We start from the raw sequence: 17,839 nt of genomic DNA on the forward strand, positions 1-17,839 counted from the left end.
ACTGTCGGGCTATTACTGGTTGTCGGCGAGGATCTGGTCGCCCAGGTTCTGCGCCTCACTGAGGGCTTCCTCAGCGTTGATCTCACCGGCGAGAAAGCGCTCCAGCTGCGGGATCAGCGCCTTGCCTTCGACGTCGGATGCGCCGGGGATGCGGGAGCGCACCTTGGCGTACTCGAGCGTCTCGATGAACGCGGCGTACTTCGGGTTGTCGGTGAAGTACGGGTCGTTCGCCGCCTCGATGTTCGCGGGGATCCAACCCGAGATCTCGCCGAAAGCGACACCATTCTTCGGCTGGGTGGTCCACCACTTGATGAACTCCCACGCGCCGTCGGCGTTCTTGGCGCCCTGCGGGATGATGAGCCCGAAGCCGCCCATTCCGGCGCCCTTGTCGCCGGTCGGGCCGGCCGGGGGCTGCACGATGCCGTATTCGGTGCCCGCCGCGTCGAGGCTCGACAGCGCCCACGGTCCGTCGAGTTTGAGGGCGACGTTACCTTCAGCGAACGCGTCGACGCCCTCACCGAACCCCAGTTCGTATACCCCGGCGTCGAGCAGGCTCTGCCAGAAGTCGAGCACCTCCAGGCCCTCGGGGCTGTTGAACGCCGTCGTCTTCTCGTCGGCGCTGTACATCTGCCCGCCCGCCTGCGCCAGCCACGTGTTGAACAGGCCCGGGTCGTTGAGCTGGAACCCAGTGCGGGTGAGCGTTCCCCCATCGTGGACGGTGGTCGCCTCGGCGACCGACTTGAGCTCGTCCCACGTCGTCGGCGCCTCCACCCCCGCCTCATCGAGCGCCGCGGTGTTGTAGAACAGCGACCGGTTGTCTACGAGCAGCGGCATACCGTACGTGACGTCGTCGATCACGAGCTCGCTCAGCGCCTGGTCGAAGAACTGCCCCACATCCACGTTGTCCGCTTCGATGTACTCGTCCAACGGGGCCAGCGCATTCTTGGGGACGTAAAGCGAGGTGTTGTAGCGGTCCCACAGTACGACGTCGGGCACGTCGCCGGAGGCAAGACCGGTGAGGAGCTTCTCTTCGACGAGCTCCTGCGCGACGTAGCTGACTTCGTACTTGTCCTGGGACTCGTTGAACGCGTCGGCCTGTGCGTCGAGCTGGGCGACCTGGTCTCCCGACCAGGACCCCCAGAAGGTGACCTTTTCTGGGGCGCCGTCGGCAGCGTTGCCGCCGGCAGCGTTGCCGCCGGCGCTGCAGGCGACCAGCGCGACGGCGGTCGCGGCCGCGACACCGATGGCGAGAAGTCGCCGTGGTGATGTCTTCATTGCATTTCCTCCTTGAATGTTGGTGCGGGGATTCGCCGGATCGGGTGCGTCCGGACGTGTAAGGGGCAGCTACTTCACGGCAGAGCCGGTGAAGTTCTGCACGATGTACTTCTGCGCGACGATGAAAACGAGCAGTGCGGGCAGGCTGGAGACGATCGTTCCTGCCATCAGCGGTCCGTAGTCGGTCTGGTACTCGTTGATGAACGCGGACAGACCGACTTGGACGGTATACATGTCCGGGTTGTTCAGCGCGATCAGCGGCCAGAGGAAACTGTTCCATCCAGCCTGGAAGGTCAGCACGGCCAGCACCGCTGCGCCGGCGGTGGAGAGCGGGAAATAAATGCTGAGAAAGATCCGGAACTCGCTCGCCCCGTCGATGCGGGCGGCGTCGCCGATCTCGTCGGGGAGCGACTCGAAGAACTGCTTCATGAAGAACACCGCGAACGCTCCCGCGGCGAATGGGACAAGCACGGCGGCGTAGCTGTTGATCATCCCCACCCCGCCCTGCCCGAACAGGTCGTTTCCTCCAACGAGCGGTAAGTATCGCAGCACCAGGAAGGTGGGGATCATGGTGACGATTGCGGGCACCATCATGGAGGCGAGGAATGTGGCGAACACGCTGCCCTGGCCGGGGAATCGCAGTTTGGCGAGTGCGTACCCGGCGAGGCTGCCGAAGAACACGTTAGTGATGGTGCCGCCGATGGCGAGGATGAACGAGTTGACCAGGTAGCGGGCGAAGGTGCCGTCCGCGAACAGGGCGGCGTAGTTGTCGACGGTGGGGTTGCGGGGAAGCAAGTTTAACGCCCCGGAAAGCGCCTCACTCTCGGTCTTGAACGAGGTCGACAGCGTCCATACCAGCGGAAGCACGGTGGAGATGCTGACCAGGATGACGGCGATATACCAGAATCCGGAGCCGACGATACGGCGACGCTGCGCCCGCTTCTTGGCGGGACTGGCCGGTAGGGCCGAGATGGTGGCGCTCATGAGAAGTCCCTGCGGTTTGTGATGCGGGCGTTGACCAACGAAAAGACGAGAATGATGAGGAAGAGGATGAACGACAACGCCGACGCGTAGCCCATCTCCAGGCGCCCGAATCCTCGGTCGTAGATGTAGTAGACGAGGGTGAGTGTGGAGTTGCCCGGGCCGCCCTTGGTGAGCACGTACGCCTGGTCGAACACCTGGAATGCGGCAATCAGCAGCAGTGTCACAACCAGGAACATGGTGCGCGCGATCGCGGGCATTGTGACGTACCGGAATACGCGCCAGCTGTTCGCACCGTCCAGCCGGGCAGCTTCGATCAACTCCGAGGGAACGCCCTGCAGCGCGGCGAGGAAGATGAGCATGTTCGCGCCGAACCCGGCCCAGACGCTCATCATGACGATCGCGATCATTGCCCATTGCGAGTCGTATAACCATGCCGGCCCGTCGATCCCGAACCAGCCGAGGATGGAGTTGAACAGCCCGTACTGCGGGTTCAGCAGCCAGAACCAGATCGACGCGGTCGCCACAGTGGAGGAGATGACGGGGATGTAGAACAGGGTGCGGAACACCCGCACGGCGCCGCTGCGGCGGTTTAGCAGCAGCGCGGTGCCGAGCGCGACGATCGCCCCGAGCGGGACGAACAGGGCCGTGTAGTAAGCCGTGTTGCGCAGCGCGATCCAGAAGATCGGATCCTGGAAGATGCGGACGTAGTTGTCCACCCCGATCCACTCGAAGTCTCCGACGATGGAGTAGTCGGTGAAACTGACAACGACTGCGATGCCGACCGGGATCAGCACGAACAGCACGAACAGGACCACCGGGACGGCCAAGAAGATCCATCCGCTCACCGCCTGCTGGCGGCGGGTGGCGCTGACCGCGCCGCCGTCGGGACGGAACCGCCTCCACTTGGGGGGCTGCTGCGCGATCTCGGGGGCGCGGACGGCTTCGTTGAGCCGGGTCAGGGTCGTCATCGGGCCATCGCCCCTGCCGGGGTACGCCGGTGGGTGCGCAGCCCCGCGACCTCGAGGACGAGTTCGCAGAACATCGCATTGGCCCAGGAAAACCACTCCCGGGTGTATCGGGACGGGTCGTCCTTGTGGAAGGACTCGTGCATGAACCCGGTCCCGGCGTGGGTGCGCATCAGCAGGTCCAGAATGGCGGTACGCTCGTCGTCTGTTTCCGCAGTCAAGCCCTGGACCGCCAACGCGATCGGCCAGATCGTCCCGTCCGGGGTGTGCGGGCTGCCGACACCGGCGCCGGCGGTGCCGGTGAAGTAGAACGGGTTGTCCGGGCTGAGCACGAACGCGCGGGTGCGCAGGTAATCGGGGTCCTCGGGGGTGCACCAGCCGAGCAGCGGGAGCGAGAGCAGGCTGGGGGTATTCGCGTCGTCGGCGAGCAGCACCCCTCCGAGCCCGTCGACCTCGTACGCGTAGACCGTGTCGCCGGACGGCGCGATCGCGGTGCCGTAGTCGGCAATGCCGTTGCCGATCGATTCGCGCAGCGCCAGCGCGGACGCGGCAAGCTTTTCCGCGCCGAACACGGTGCTGGCGATCTCGGCGATGTGTTCGAGTTCGACGAACGCGAACATGTTCGCGGGGATGTTGAAGTGAAACGTGCACACGTCGTCGCTGGGGCGGAAACCGGACCAGCTCAGCCCGGTGTTGGCGACGGGTTCACCGCGCCCGTCCCTGGCTAGGGTGTCGGTGGGGGCCCCATCGAACCGCTGGAACCGGTACGGGGAGGCCTGCTCGTGGTCCTGTTCAGCGCGCCACACGTCGACGATCTTCCAGGCGGCGTCGAGGAACGAGGCCAGGTGGTCGACGCGGCCGGTGAGCTTCCACAGGTCGTGGGCAAGCTGGACCGGGTAGGCGAGCGAGTCAATCTCGTACTTGCGTTCCCACACCCATGGTGACATCACGGTCTGGTCGGTGTGGTGGCCGGCACCGTTGGGGGCAGCGTTGAATGCGTTCGCGTAAGGGTCGAGGCCGATGAAGTCCAGCTGTCGGCGGGACACGGCGATCGCCGTCTCCGCGAGCAGCGGGTCTTCGGTGACGAAGTGCAGATAGGGGGTGAGCTGGGCGGTGGAGTCCCGCAACCACATCGCGGGGATATCACCGGTGACCACGAACGCGGACCCGTCGGCGAGGATCTCAATGGTCGTGTCGAGGGTACCCAGGTAGCAGCTGCGGAAGACCGCGGCGATCTCGCCGCCGAGGCGCGACTCGATCTGTGTGAAAAGGCGGTCGGCGATGACCGGTGAATAGGTGGGCACTCGGGCTCCTTGTGCTGTGTCGGTGTCGGGCGTGGTTGGTGCGCGACGTGGATGGTTAGGTCCCGGCTGACCCGCATCTCCGTTGATAGGTGAATGAGTGGTCTGGAGTACCAACGCCCTCGCGAACGATATTACCGTACTAAATATATTCAATCGTGTCTAGAGGGTATTTTCTACACATATTTAATTTCGATCAGAGCGTCATGGTCATCGCCCTTCACACCCCTCGGCTCGGGGACCCGGGGCGGGATACCGCGAAATGGCGGACGGCGCTCCGACGCACTCGGCTTCGTCGAGCGGATCTTCCTCGCCACGTCGTCGCGCTCAAGGCGGCACACAATGCCGTGAGTTTTCCACGTCCCACAAGGCGCGCGAGGGTCGGGCCGCTGCTCCGATGGCTACCGTTACGTCGCTACTACCTGTCCGCAGATCTGGGCGCGAGGATCAAGAGGCGCCTGGCGGACGCTCAAAAATCAGATGGCTGCTGTCACTAAGGGCCATTGAAGTGCAGAATCGTCGATGAGCTGCACAAGGCGTCGCTTCCTCCGTATCTCCAGGAACACCGTTGCGATAAACAAGCATGCGAGTGAGCGCTCGACTCGGCTCTTGCCGCAACGGCGCTCGCGAAGGACTGGCACACGATGCTCACCGCACTTGCGTGGCTGGATGCGCATCGTGGTTCGGCCCTATGCCCCTTGTGCCATGTGCCGTTTTACGTACTCATCTAACCGTATTCATGCACACCGACGTCGACACGTGCTGCAGCTCGGTATCCGCGGCGGCGACGCGTCCAAGCGCCTCCGTCAGTCGCACTCCCAACGGTTCAGTCTCAACATTGGTTATTGCGATGGACTCCGGGTCGGTCGTCGAGTGCGTCGACGCGCACCTGGATGAGTTCGGCCTGGGCATGCAGCCAGCGGCGAACCTCTGGGTTCTCGTTCTCTTCCCCGGCGGGCGGCGGGCTCACCCAGCTCGGCAGGTGCACGTCCGTGGTCTGCTGTGCCGAGGCGCCGAGGCGGTGGTGATACGCCTTCGCGAATGACCCGATGGTGGAGTCCGGCCCGGTGTCTTCGGCACGAATGACTGCGGTGAGCTTCGCCTGCACGTCGGCGCCGTGCGCTTCGTGCGCGGCGAGCCGGCTGGCCAGATGTGTCCAGGCTTCGTCGCCGATGACCTGGTCCGCGATGCTCGGCTCGAGCACGTCCCGGACTGCGGTCTCCATCCGCTGGAGCCGGTCGGGGTCAAACACCCGGGTGAGGGCATCTTCGTAGGCCGGCAGGAGTGTCGCCAGGCTCGCGGCAGCATCCTGAACGCGCTGAATCTCTTCGCTGGCGGACCGTTCCGCGCTTTCACGGGCAAGCACCGCGGTGAGGGCATCAATGATGTTAGTGCGGAGGTGGTCGGGGGCGTGGACATCGACTTCGAGGATTTCTTCGACGACAGCATACATACGGTTGGACTCGCGCCCGCGCGTCGCAGCGACGTAGAGCTGCTCGCGTGAGGTGGACTGCGGGTCGACGAGGATGTGGGAAGTGTCCACGGTCATGCCCTGGACCCGGTTGATGGTGGCCGCATAGCCAAGCTCAACATGGGTGGCCACGTACTCGGCGGGCAGGGTGAGTACTCCCCCGTGCCGGAGACTCTTCACTTTGAGGTCTCCGCCCCCGGTGTCGATGACGGTCCAGAGGTCGCCGTTGGCGACGAAGTCCTTGCCCTGGTTGGAGCGCAGCTTCCGGTCGTTCTGCCGGGTCACGATCACATCGTTCAGGCCGGCCTTGTTCCCGTCGTGCAGCACCATCCCGCTCTTCCCGACGACGCCTTGGCCGACCAGGTCCAGGCGGGCCCGCGCGTTGAGTGCGGCGACCTCGTCGTTGGTTCCCGCGACCATGATCGAGTGCCGGTTCGCCGTGCGGTCGGCGGTCCAGGCCACGTAAATCTCTTCCAGCATGCTCTGCCGGATCCCGCCCAGGGTTCGGTCGGCGGTGACGTAGAAGTCGAGCGCCGCACTGGCTCCGTCGCGGAGAAGGAGGGACGCGGTGGCTTCCTCGGTGTTGATGAAGCGGTGGACCTGGTCGTCCAAGCGACACGTCCGTAGTACCGCTCATCCATCGCTCGAACCCGCCGAGTACGGACCACCCGAAGCAGTCCAGCGTGGACAAGTGTCGCGACGTGATGGGCGACAGTGCCCTTGGGTCGCCCGATCGCCTCTGCCAGTTCCGTCACGGTCGCAGCGCGCTCCAGGACCAGTTCGAGTACCTTCCCGCGGAGGGGATTCGCCAACGCTCGGAGGGCTGCAGCATCTGTCACCGTGCGGTGCTCCTCGAGCTCGTAGTCGGAGGTCGGGGTATTGATCGGCATTGCTGAGCCGTTCTATAGTATTGGCTCGTTCACTGAACCTCTCACGAGCGGAGCAACCGCCATGGCTGACATCGTTCTTTTCCACCACATCCAGGGCTGCACTCCAGGGGTGGTCGCCATCGCCGAAGAACTCACCCGCGCCGGCCACACGGTTCACCTTCCCGACCTGTTCGATGGCAAAGTCTTCACCCAGTTGGAAGACGGTTTCGCCCACTTGCAGTCCCTCGACGCGGAAGGGCTTCGGGTCCGAGTTGATTCCACGGTGGAAGCTCTGCCCGCCGAACTCGTTTACGCAGGGATCTCCTGGGGTGTCTCTCACGCGCAGCGGCTGGCGCAGACTCGACCCGGAGCTCGGGGAGCGCTCTTCTTCGAGGCCTGCTTTCCAGTCACGGGCGAGTGGTCGTTCGGTCCGTGGCCGACCGGCCTGCCGGTGCAGATCCACGGGATGGATCAGGATGAGTTCTTCGCGCTCGAGGGCGATCTCGACGCCGCACGCGAGCTCGTGTCCGCAGCCGGCGCCCCGCAGGCCGAAGTCTTCACCTACAACGGAAACCGCCACCTCTTCATGGACGCATCGCTACCGTCCCACGACCCCGCGGCAGCACGACTCGCACTCGACCGAACCCGCGACTTCCTGACAAAGATCTAACGCAAGCACAGCGTTCGTCCTGGACGAGAGCCCTCAGCTTGCCGATATCGACCTTGGCGCAGTCCGCAATCAAGCTCTCATCGCTGGCACTCCCCCGCCTCTCGGTCCGTACCGGACGTATCAGGTGCCAATCGTTGACATTGCCAACCTCACCAGGCTCAACCTGGCGGTTTTGGCCGAGTCGGATGCCTTGGCGCCCCTGCCAACGATCCAAGACGATGCCGACCCCCAAGAGCTGTGGGTTGAGTTGACTGGACTATCAGTGGTCCGCCTGTAACCGGAACAGGTCATCTGCCGACCTAGCTCACCGCAGACGCTCGAGGCTTCGTCTCTCCGGTCAGCTTCGCACCGTCAAGTTGCATTTCCCTTGCACGGCGAGACATGACGGAAGATATCCGGGGGTGACACCGAATTCGGGTAGAGATCGCCGAGGTGGGTTTCCTTCTGTTCCCGTGGCGGCCATGGCGAGGTGAACTTTGGCCGCTGTTCTTGCGATCGGCCGCTCACCTTCCCGCGGGCGCACCGTGACGAGGGCTCCAACGGCGCGCTCTGAGATGCGTGCCCGCTCGAACTCTGCCACGGCAGCGAAAACACTGAAGACCAGTTCCCCGGACACCGATGTGGTGTCGATCGCCGCCCCTCCTCGGTGAGGCCCTGAAGCCCGATGCCCCGTTCGGTGAGTTCATGGAGGGTCGTGACGAGGTGGCGCAGGTCGCGGCCTAGTCGGAGGGGTTGACCCGGCTCTGGGAGTGGTCATCCAACTCAAGGGCGACCGCGCGGGTTAGAGCGTCCTCGGCGGGAAGCGCAGCCTGTTCAGCGGGAGAGAGATCGTAACGGGAGACAGCGATCGGCTGGGTAGTGCCGGCGAGTGCGTATCGGACGACGGACTCGTTTTTGTCAGCGACCAAGAGCATCCCCACCGTGGGCTGGTGCTGCGGCTTCCTCAGCCGATCCTCAACGAGGGCGACATAGAAGCCAAGTTGGCCGGCGTCGCGCGGATCGAATTTCGTGGTCTTCAACTCAATGACCACATACCGGAGTTGGTCGACGTGGAAAAACAGCAAATCGGCGAAGAAGTCATCGCCGTCGACGTCGAAGTGGACTTGGCGTCCCACGAACGCGAACCCGGGGCCGAGCTCGCGGAGGGTGTCGATGATGCGCTCGACGAGCCGGTCCTCCAGCTCTCGCTCGACGGCGTCACCGTCGATCGCGAGGAACTCGAGCGTGAACGGATCCTTAGTGATCTGCTGAGCGAGCTCAGAGTCGCTTCGTTCGAGAGCGTGCAGGAAGTTGGACGGAGCTGCGCCCTCGCGCAGGTGCAGGTGGGTGGTGATCTGGTGAGCCAACACCGGACGGCTCCAGCCCTGCGCGATGTCCTTAGCGCTGTACCACTCGCGTAGGTCGGGATCGTCGAGCTTGTCAAGCAGCTCGATGACATGGCCCCAGGGCAATTCGCCAACGGGTCGTTGGCGAATTGAGTCGTGTTCGGGCCACGCCTCGGCGAACCGGCGCATGTACCTGAGATTGGCCGGCGAGAACCCCTTCGCGGTCGGGAACTCTGCACGCAGATCCGCGGAAAGCTGGACCAAGACCTTACTGCCCCACGCGGCCGTCTTCTGTCGCTCGATAATGGCCGCTCCGATCTGCCAATAAAGCCTGAGCAGTTCGGTATTCACTCGGCGCTGGGCCATGTAGCGCGCCTCATGCACGAGCCGCTTGATGCTCTCAAGCGTGGCAGCGTAGTCGGACGGGACGATGGAGCTCATCCCTCAACGCTAATGGAGGTCGGTCGACCGTGCCTGCAGCGGACAGCCGGGGCTCAGGGTTTGGCCAGGTGCCGGTAGATCGTGGGGCGAGTGACTCCAAACTCCTCAGCGATGTGCTGGACGGTGTGGGCCCGCTTGCCGTCGGCGCCCTTCTCCTCATACATCTCGCGGGCCAACTTGACCTGGCGCGACCCGAGCTTAGGTTTCTGCCCGCCGGTTCGTCCCCGGGCACGGGCCGCGGCCAACCCATCGCGCGTGCGTTCAGACATCAGCGCATGTTCAAACTCCGCAATCGAGCCAAGGATCTGGAAGAACATCCGCCCGGTGATGCTGGACGTGTCGATGCCCTGATCCAAGACCACCAGATCAACGCCGCGCTCCTGGAGGGTGTTCGATAAATCGATGAGGTTCTCCAACGACCGGCTAAGCCGATTAAGTTTAGTCACGACGAGCTGGTCGCCGGTCCGGTTCGCCGAGAGTAAAGCCATGTCAAGTTCGGGCCGGCGGGCGAGTGTTCCCTGTGACTTTTGGCGCTCTGTGGCGGCGTTCTGTGATCGATATTTGGCGTATTGAGCTGTATGCCCGCATCGCTCCGGAGCCGGAGCCGGTGTCGGCGTCTTGTATCCCATGGGCTACGAGCCATGACGATGGTCCCGTCGCCCTCGTTCACCCGGCCCGATGGCTAGAGCGTGATGTTCTGGCTGGATCGCCGACGGTGATCGAGCATCTCATGCGGAAGCGACCAGTCAGAGGTCTCGACTGACCCACCCCAGCAAAGATACACAGACCGATCAAGCCACCAGACCGCGCGGAGGCCTGACCGGTCTCGATATCCGCTTACGCGACTTGAGCGAACGTGAACCCAAACGAGCGCATGAGAGCCATGAACGCTTCAACTATGTCGATGATCCGTCTGATGTCCGGGAGCATGGAAATCACCGTCCGAAGCCATCGAAAGCGGCCCGGCCAAGCCGAAGGCGCATTTCCCTGATTCTCAGACCGTGCGCTATCGTTGACTGCAGAGTCAGACATGTTCGTGCTTGATCCTTGGTCCAAAATGGGGTCCGTTCCTTCGTTGGTGCATGGGGTCTTGCAGGAGTCGGTTGGAGCCGACTTTGTCTTACTTGCTCACAGTTCGGCCCAGACTTGCTAGCTTTCTCGCCAGCGAGTACTGGGCCACTTTTGTTCTAAGCGAAATCTGAAATCTCACGAAGTGGATTTCAGCTTCCGCCTAAGTCCCAGTTTAGGGCCAAAAAAGAGGCCCCAATCGGGCCATGCGCTCGTCGGATAGCGGGGGTAAGCGGAAGGATGCAGCCCCGTTGTCCAAAGGACGTGTGGGAGAGCAATCACTCAGACCTCGGTTCGAAATCAATCAAACACGCGCCCGTCTTCATGAACGATTCGACGGTTTTGTACCGTTCAGGGCTTCCCCATGACACAGCTCACCAACCCGGCATGCGGGTGGTGCTACTCAAGGACACCGAGGAAAGTGGCTGGGTCGTCTTCGGTCTACGGCGTGTCGCGCATTACGGGGTGGCTTGCCGACAGCCATTAGTGATGGCCGAGGCTTGGAGGACTGGCTTGAACAGCGGGCCGAAGGTGGAGCCATCGGAACATTCAACGCTACGGGGATGCCAGTCCCCTTCCTCGAACACATTGATGCGGACCGGGCTGTGCAGCCGCCCACCACGGCCCCATCGTCCGTGCACGGGAGCCCTGGCTCGCTGACCATGGCGTCGGTGCGTGGTCTGGTCCGCCCTCGATGCCCGCCGACCGTTCCTGGCACGGCATGGACGCGCGATCGAACGAGCGAGCCCTCGCCGCTGGAATTGCACTGCCCCTCCTCCGGCTGCAGGCATGGCTGTCTCATCGGAGAATCTTTCAGGCCTCGGCGCGGAGGTAGGCGTAGACGGTTTCGCGGCTGATCCCGAAGTCTCGAGCGAGAGCAGCTTTCGGTACGCCGGCGGCGGCCTTCTCGCTCAGCTCGGCGGCGCGAGCCGTGTCGAGTGACGGGGTGCGGCCTCGGTAGGCGCCACGCTTCTTGGCCAGTGCGATTCCCTCGCGTTGCCGTTCACGGATCAGGGACCGCTCGAACTCAGCAAAAGCTCCCATGACATTAAGGAGCAGGTTCGCCATCGCGTTATCGTCGCCCGTGAAGGAGAGTTGCTCTTTCACGAACTCGACTCGGACCTTTTTCGCCGTGAGCCGGCGCACGATCGAGCGGAGATCATCCAGGTTGCGGGCAAGGCGATCCATGGAGTGCACGAGAACGGTGTCGCCATCTCTGACGAACTTGATCATCTCCTCGAGTTCGGGCCGGTTCAGATCCTTCCCCGACGCCTTGTCCTCAAAGACCCGGTCGACATCGACGCCATCAAGCTGGCGGACGGTGTTCTGGTCGAGGGTGCTGACTCGCACATATCCAACTCGTTGGCCCGTCACGGAATTTCCTGTCTCTTATGTCAGGTTGAACTCTAAGACCCCGCATCAAAGGCTGTCAACCAATAAGAATTTGACCCTATCTTGACTGTGATGAATGCCGTCACCTGACATCTAGTTGGGGTGTACTCCAACGTAACGCTGGGCACATCGCTCTTATCCAGCTCAAGCGTTGTCGATGCGCTCAGACTCGCCGCGTACGACGCCCTTATTGGTGTGGACTCATCGGGCGAGGGCGATTGAATCTGCGGCGGACGCCGCCGCCACTTTCTAGCGGCCAGGTTGCCTGTGCATCCTGGCGCACGGCGTGGAACTGGGCACGCCGTTGTCTTTCACCGGGGCACCAGAATTGCTGTCTTTGCCCATCTCAGGGAATGCAATTCGACGGCTCCGGCTATGGTGCCGACATGGAACCAGACCCCCTAAGCGCTCCCCCGAACTGCGAACGCTGCCTCATCCCCATGCGCGCCGAAGGCGCGCCGGCCAGCCCGTTCTGGCGGTGCCCGTCATGCGACCTGGTGCACCTGTCCTAGCCGACAGCCGCGGCACCTGCGGGCGGATTTTGGGGGCATGAAAGGGGGGCCCGCGACACGCCAACGAGTCAACGTCGGCCACGGTCGACGCCCCGGACTGCTGGACCGCCGTCGAACAACTACGGGCCGCGATCCCCACCGATCACCTGGTTTTGTCCGCGCGCCAGCGGCCCCCGGCCGCGCGCCAGCCTGGCTGTTAACGCCGACCGAATACAGGGCCACTACTGCCGGGCGAGTTCTAGGCTTTTCTGGCCCTGTTTTCAGTTGGCGTTAACACGGGCACCCGGCCGCAATATCGGTGGCCCCCGAAGGCAATATTCACTAGCCCCCAAACCCGCAAATACTCACTGGATGCATTTGAGTTAATCTCCTGCAACGCCAAAATCGGGCATAAACTGTGCGACCAGCTGTTCGAGGTGGGTCCCGTCGATCAGCTCTGTACCTGTTCGCAGAGCTTCATCTTTCGCATCCCTTGTGTACCAGGAAGTAGTCATGACAATTCGTCTCGTTGCGCCACGAGTGATGGCAAAGCTGTGCAAACGTTGTATCGGAGTGGCGCTCACACTACCGATGTAACGCTTGCACTGGACCACAACGGATTGGTTGCTCGGATCGATCGCGGCAATGTCAACTCCGCGGTCACCAGAGCCTCCTTGGACTGCAACGTCGGTATATCCCTGTCGCCGGAGTAGCTCGGCTGCAAAGTGTTCAAATTGGTAAGGGTCGAGTTCCATGATCTGCGAAATGCCTTGAGGCAGCGCAGGAACTGGCCGCTTTTTGAACCTCTTACCGTCTTCTAGGGCGACGGCATATGGCGCCAGAATCTGACGCATATCCATTCCTTGGACATCATTGATGAGCATGCGCGTGCCGTTTTCGACGTACCCGGCAAGACGAATGAGGAACATGTCGTAGGTGAAGGTGGAATCTGTATCAGTCAGCTCTCGCACGACGGCCGGGACGTACGCGAATAGGCGTTCAGCGGCGGGGACGTCGAAAAGCTGTCCCGCAAATGGCGTGTGGGGCCGTACGAGGTAGCCGCCGGGCTGGACCTCCCTGGTATATCTCTCAAACAGCTCAGACACAATGTGCTCATTAGTCGGGAGATTCATTTCAGGCACACCTTCGGCAATAAGAGAATCGCTAAATCCTCGGCGCCACGAAGCCTCGCTGATGGGCGCAGCGGTTGTCTCCTGAAGATGGCTTGCGGCTCGATAGGCGAGGTGGTCTAGGTCGATGTCTCTGATGAAGTGACGGCGAACGGCTTGAGGAAGCTTAATGAAGACGAACACGATATCAGCGGAAAAAACGTAGGCGGCGCTTTGCTGGATACGCATGGAGGGGTCCGCACTGGAAACGTCGATCGTCAACAGTGGTTCGAAGCCTGCCATCCGGGCGGCCAACTTCAGCCGGTTTATGTTTTCGAGCCAGCGTCGGGCAGGAGTCGGACGGAAATACAGGGCCAGGTAGCCGAGATCTTCGATCGCACTACCGGCGCCGGTGAAAAACTCTCCTAGATCAGACCACCATCTTGTTTCGTTGTGCTCAACCGAACGAGAGGGAGCGTCCGTGACGACGACCTCATTGGCCAGCCGAGTGTCGTCATCACTCAAGCGATAGCCGAGCCAGGGGTGGTAGACCTGCGCCTTTTCAAAGTACGCGTTGGCTTCCGTCCAGGGTGGATCGGTCAGCATCAACTGAACAGATCCTGGAGACAGAGTTACTAGAAAGTCGCGGAAATCCAGGCACGAAATCGGTGAAGTCCCGCTGTTGGTTGCGAATGGATATTTCCGCAATCCAGCTGATCGTTTGTCTATTGAGTCAGCAAGGCGAAAAAGAAGATTTACTTCGCGAAGTTGCACATCGGGGACATGCAGATCTTGGCTTTTTCCGCGGTAATCCTTGAACTTTGCTTGCATGATGATTGCGAGAAAAGCGTCCTGCAAAAAAAGGCGAACATGCTCGCTGATTTTCAGCTGGTCGATAGCTTCCCAGATTGCGACCATCGCGAGCTTTGAACGGTGAGGAAAAAGATTGCCGTAAGTTGTCCAAGGTCCAGAAAGGTTGATCCGCGAGTTCTTGATCAATTCGGTTGAAAACAACTGGTCATACTTCTGGGGAATCGGTCGACTGTTCACTTCGTCCAAGTGACGCTGGTCCTCGTCATCGAAGAATTTATCCGTTGCGCCACAGACGGGACACTTGTGTCCTTGCCGATATGCCATCGTCATCCCGGAGGGACCAAGGCGCACATGATGGGTGACATCCCGGAATCGGAGAGGCTTTCGATCGAAAAACTGGGAGTCAATGACGTGTAGGTGACCGCACGAGCAGACGACGCGATAGAGGTCATCAATGACCGGCCTGAGTTGCTTTATGAGATCTTTTTTTGCCTGCGCAAGTTCCGACTCCCCCGGGAGCCGCCAAGGACTGGAGCTCATCCGCTGGGTATAGGGCTCCCACTCATTGGAGTTTACGGGTCGGCCTAGTTTGGCTGCGGCGTACGAGAAGATACCGGATCCAGAGAAAGGGTCGACCACGAGACCGTCGTCGTCACTGAGTTCCCGGACGATAGTCTCCGCTTTTCGAAGATCTTTGCGGCCCACAAATGGAAAAAGCTGTTCCGCTTGAGTCGTGCCAGTCACTTGTGCGATCGAAGCGACCAGGCGAGCTACTTTGTCACGGACATCCTCTTTAGTTTGTTCGTCAAGTAGCCAGTACATGGTGGTCAGCCTTCCCCCGCGGCCAGTGCGCGTTTAACAGTGCCGTACTTGTCGGCCAGACGAGTGATGTCGCCCGAGCGCAAAGCCGCGGCGATCATTGCCGCGTATCTCCCGAAATATGTCGAGCCCGCTGCAGGAGCCGGCCGTTTTTCGGTGTCGTTCGCGAATCTATCTGGTGCGGCCGACAATCGGGAGAAGACACACAGCAAGTCACCATCAAGCGTTGTGTTGGGTGATGTCACCGTTTTCAGCGACCGACGTTGCTTGGGAATGGGAATTACATCGATAAGGAACACACCAGCTTTCGAGGCTGCCTCGTAGATCGTGTTCCAGCAGCGCAAATCCTGGTCTTGATAGAACCATGCAAGGAAACCCGTCGGGCCGAGAAGTGTCGCATTAGCGGCGAATGCCTCAGCTAGTCGATCAAGGTATGCGTCAGAGTCGATTTGTCGGTGCTGGGCGTCCGAGCGAACGAGTTCATGACTGTGAGCGGACGCGGGCACAGCAAGGTCGAGGACCCCGTTCCACATCGCCGCATACTCGCCATAGGGAACCTGATCACCGTACGGTGGATCGGTTAAAACGAGGAATGGAGTCTGATTTAGATGCGTGTGCGTCAGCTCCTGAGCGGGCAGGGTCAGCAGCTGGAAGGCATTCGGAACGCGTGCCACTGGGATGGAGTCGTGTGCCCATTCGACCATCTTCTCGATCTGCCGGAATCGGGCATTCAGAACCATGATGGGGTTTCGAGAGGTTAGGTCAGTCTTGGGCCGCCAGTAGGGCCACTGCGAACTCGCTTTCTTATCCGAAAGCCTAAGGAGGGGCAACGACGCAGATAGAACGAGTTTCAGTGCTGCCGCATGTTTTGCGACCAAAGGCGAATCTGAGATGAGGCCCAGTAGGACGTTGATGCTGGCCTGATTCTGCACAGTGAAGTATTGAGCCAGCGTCGCTCCCTGAGGGATTGCGATTCTTGAGTTGGGTGGCAGGCTGATGGCGTCAAAGTCGACGATCGCGCGTGTCGATGCCAGGGGGAGAGCACGTTGGCCGATCACTTCTGACAGTGTCCGCTGATCAGAGCGGGCAGTTCGCATACCCCAAGTGGCAGCTCTGCGCTTCTTGGTCACCACCTCCGTCAAGGTAAGCGTGAAGGCACCGTGACCAAAGTCCCCGTCGACGCGATATCTCTCGCGTTCGATGAAGCTCTCATCATCAACAGCGAACCAAGAAAGCGTTTCGAAGGAGTGGACGTCGAGAATGCGACGAATTTCTGGCAGGAGCACTTTCGCGTTTTCGATTAAGTCGAGGACGCCTTCAACTAAGTGCTGGGCCATCGGGCTAATGTCGCTACCTGCTGCACGACGGTGAGTGGAAAGCGCCGCGAAGACTGTGGTTCCCGAGCCCATGAAAGGGTCAACAACGAAGTCGTCGACGGAAGACAGGTGGCGAATGATTGTTTCCACCACATTCATCGGTTTACGCGCCCAATAGGGGTGGACGACGCCAATGGGGGTATCGTGCTCGGGCCGGAGGTCGCCTAGGGCTGTTCGCAAAGCATCGACAGTCCGGAACGTGATTTCGTCTGTCGAGTTACGCATGGCTAAGAAGAAACAAGTATTCCGTCACGTCAGACTTGGCCTTGGCCTGCCCCTGTCCCGAATGTCGAAGGTCGATGGACTTCAGTTCGACCGTGAAGCCAACAGCCTCGGCGATAGTAGTGATCCTTTCCGCGCTGAGAAGAGATGTATTCGCATAACTCAGCGCGACCTCGTAACCCTTCGCCATCGACATCTCGAATAGCTCGCGGAAAGCACCTTCTACCTTCGAACGTAAACCGAAGGCACTAACAATCCTCCCCTCGCGGTATCGGCCAACGGTCACTTGATTGAGTCGATCGTTGAAGGTGAGGGATGGATAGTCATAGAGGGCGACGGTATCAAGCACGTGGTAATAGCGCGAGTAATGCTCTTTGAAGTAGGGAGGATCGGCGTAAACAACAGTTGTCTTGGGCGCAGCGTCTATGGTGTCGAGGGCGTCCTGAAAGCCAAGATTCAGAGTCCTAGCGAAGGACGGCCGGGGATATCGGGTGAGAGCTCTAAGTCGACTCAGTACTTCGCGCTCAATATTCATTGACCGCCGTAAGACCAAATTCCTTGCGGTTTTCTCCGAACCTGGCTTGAGGTACTGAGCCAGGTGGGTAGTTGTCGACGCGACAAAGGTCAAGCTCGAGATGAGTGCACCAATTACCATCTGAGCCCCGGCGGGAGAAAGCTTTGCTGCCATTTCTTGGATCGCATCAATTTCCAGACACTGACCAATTCCAAAATACGTGTTCGGATAGTAGGCCGAGAAAAGGTCGAACCTGCCTGTTGCTTCGTGATGGCTTCCGCTTTCTGCGGCGCAGAACTCGGCATACTTCTGCCAATCGAAATCTCCACTGCTCTGGGCAGCGACAAACTCCTGCTCCACCAAAAGTGCCTCCCGCAGAGATGATCGCGGGCCATCTAGGAGGATCGCCTGGGCTCCACCAGATTCGAACCACTCGATAATCTCTGGAAGCTCCCCGCGCGGAACTTCAAAGGCCGCCGCGAGAACGCGGTGTGAATAAGGCTGTATATCGTTCGCCCAGATTGCCAGGCCACGAGCCGCCGCTTCATTGGCAATGGATCCCGATCCACTCATCAAGTCCACTAACGTTTCGGTCGCAGGAAACGCCGCCGCTATCTCGTCGAGGATCCAACCAGCAATGCGTTGCTTGGAACCCATATATTGCATGGGCAGCGGGAAGGCAGTTCGGGGGATCAAAAAATCGTCATTCCTCGGCAGACGAGACAAATTCTCTG

General features: G+C 61.0%; 12 protein-coding genes and 1 pseudogene. 1 reads left to right on the forward strand and 12 read right to left on the reverse strand.

All coding sequences use genetic code 11. The annotated features are described in order from the left end of the window. Window positions 1-12 precede the first annotated feature (12 nt). From E3T23_RS02170 to E3T23_RS15575, 6 genes and pseudogenes are all read right to left on the reverse strand, one after another. On the reverse strand, window positions 13-1,275 hold the full coding sequence (locus E3T23_RS02170; RefSeq protein ID WP_134368774.1) for an ABC transporter substrate-binding protein: 1,263 nt from the start codon (window positions 1,273-1,275) through the stop codon (window positions 13-15). A gap of 69 nt (window positions 1,276-1,344) precedes the next feature. Then, on the reverse strand, window positions 1,345-2,259 hold the full coding sequence (locus E3T23_RS02175; protein WP_134368775.1) for a carbohydrate ABC transporter permease: 915 nt from the start codon (window positions 2,257-2,259) through the stop codon (window positions 1,345-1,347). Continuing rightward, entirely contained in the window at window positions 2,256-3,227 is a 972-nt protein-coding gene (locus E3T23_RS02180) for a carbohydrate ABC transporter permease (protein WP_134368776.1), read from the reverse strand. Before E3T23_RS02180 ends, E3T23_RS02175 begins: the two co-directional genes overlap by 4 nt. Beyond that, a complete protein-coding gene (locus E3T23_RS02185) occupies window positions 3,224-4,528 on the reverse strand; it encodes a glycoside hydrolase family 125 protein (RefSeq protein WP_134368777.1) in 1,305 nt (434 codons plus the stop codon). Before E3T23_RS02185 ends, E3T23_RS02180 begins: the two co-directional genes overlap by 4 nt. Before the next feature lie 829 nt (window positions 4,529-5,357). After that, entirely contained in the window at window positions 5,358-6,608 is a 1,251-nt protein-coding gene (locus E3T23_RS15570; protein WP_241977527.1) for a hypothetical protein, read from the reverse strand. A gap of 62 nt (window positions 6,609-6,670) precedes the next feature. Further along, window positions 6,671-6,886 (reverse strand): annotated as a pseudogene (locus tag E3T23_RS15575) (ArsR/SmtB family transcription factor); the annotation flags it as partial. On the opposite strand from E3T23_RS15575, the gene E3T23_RS02200 reads away from it, so the two are divergent. Beyond that, window positions 6,876-7,535: a dienelactone hydrolase family protein gene (locus tag E3T23_RS02200; RefSeq protein WP_338145440.1), complete on the forward strand. Its 660-nt coding sequence runs from the start codon at window positions 6,876-6,878 to the stop codon at window positions 7,533-7,535. The pseudogene E3T23_RS15575 and the gene E3T23_RS02200 overlap by 11 nt on opposite strands. A gap of 719 nt (window positions 7,536-8,254) precedes the next feature. Here the strand turns inward: E3T23_RS02200 and E3T23_RS02205 are convergent. From E3T23_RS02205 to E3T23_RS02230, 6 genes are all read right to left on the reverse strand, one after another. After that, window positions 8,255-9,301, reverse strand: a complete 1,047-nt coding sequence (locus E3T23_RS02205; RefSeq protein ID WP_134368781.1) for a PDDEXK nuclease domain-containing protein — start codon at window positions 9,299-9,301, stop codon at window positions 8,255-8,257. A gap of 53 nt (window positions 9,302-9,354) precedes the next feature. Further along, window positions 9,355-9,930 carry a recombinase family protein gene (locus E3T23_RS02210; RefSeq protein WP_134368782.1) on the reverse strand — a complete coding sequence of 192 codons (576 nt, stop codon included), beginning with the start codon at window positions 9,928-9,930 and terminating at the stop codon, window positions 9,355-9,357. A gap of 1,252 nt (window positions 9,931-11,182) precedes the next feature. Further along, window positions 11,183-11,743, reverse strand: a complete 561-nt coding sequence (locus E3T23_RS02215) for a recombinase family protein (RefSeq protein ID WP_134368783.1) — start codon at window positions 11,741-11,743, stop codon at window positions 11,183-11,185. A gap of 892 nt (window positions 11,744-12,635) precedes the next feature. Continuing rightward, window positions 12,636-14,996, reverse strand: coding sequence for a restriction endonuclease (locus E3T23_RS02220; protein WP_134368784.1), 2,361 nt, complete (start codon window positions 14,994-14,996; stop codon window positions 12,636-12,638). Between the two features lie 5 nt (window positions 14,997-15,001). Then, window positions 15,002-16,594: a DNA methyltransferase gene (locus E3T23_RS02225; RefSeq protein WP_134368785.1), complete on the reverse strand. Its 1,593-nt coding sequence runs from the start codon at window positions 16,592-16,594 to the stop codon at window positions 15,002-15,004. Beyond that, window positions 16,587-17,801 carry a DNA adenine methylase gene (locus tag E3T23_RS02230; protein WP_166806164.1) on the reverse strand — a complete coding sequence of 405 codons (1,215 nt, stop codon included), beginning with the start codon at window positions 17,799-17,801 and terminating at the stop codon, window positions 16,587-16,589. The genes E3T23_RS02225 and E3T23_RS02230 overlap by 8 nt, the downstream gene beginning before the upstream one ends. Between the last annotated feature and the right edge of the window lie 38 nt (window positions 17,802-17,839).

Source organism: Cryobacterium cheniae, assembly GCF_004403395.1.
GTDB classification, from domain to species: domain Bacteria; phylum Actinomycetota; class Actinomycetes; order Actinomycetales; family Microbacteriaceae; genus Cryobacterium; species Cryobacterium cheniae.

Coding starts and splice junctions, on each gene's coding strand:
- E3T23_RS02220 (WP_134368784.1), bottom strand. CDS start 14,996: ATGTACTGGCTACTTGACGAACAAACTAAAGAGGATGTCCGTGACAAA.
- E3T23_RS02180 (WP_134368776.1), bottom strand. CDS start 3,227: ATGACGACCCTGACCCGGCTCAACGAAGCCGTCCGCGCCCCCGAGATC.
- E3T23_RS02225 (WP_134368785.1), bottom strand. CDS start 16,594: ATGCGTAACTCGACAGACGAAATCACGTTCCGGACTGTCGATGCTTTG.
- E3T23_RS02170 (WP_134368774.1), bottom strand. CDS start 1,275: ATGAAGACATCACCACGGCGACTTCTCGCCATCGGTGTCGCGGCCGCG.
- E3T23_RS02175 (WP_134368775.1), bottom strand. CDS start 2,259: ATGAGCGCCACCATCTCGGCCCTACCGGCCAGTCCCGCCAAGAAGCGG.
- E3T23_RS02210 (WP_134368782.1), bottom strand. CDS start 9,930: ATGGGATACAAGACGCCGACACCGGCTCCGGCTCCGGAGCGATGCGGG.
- E3T23_RS02205 (WP_134368781.1), bottom strand. CDS start 9,301: ATGAGCTCCATCGTCCCGTCCGACTACGCTGCCACGCTTGAGAGCATC.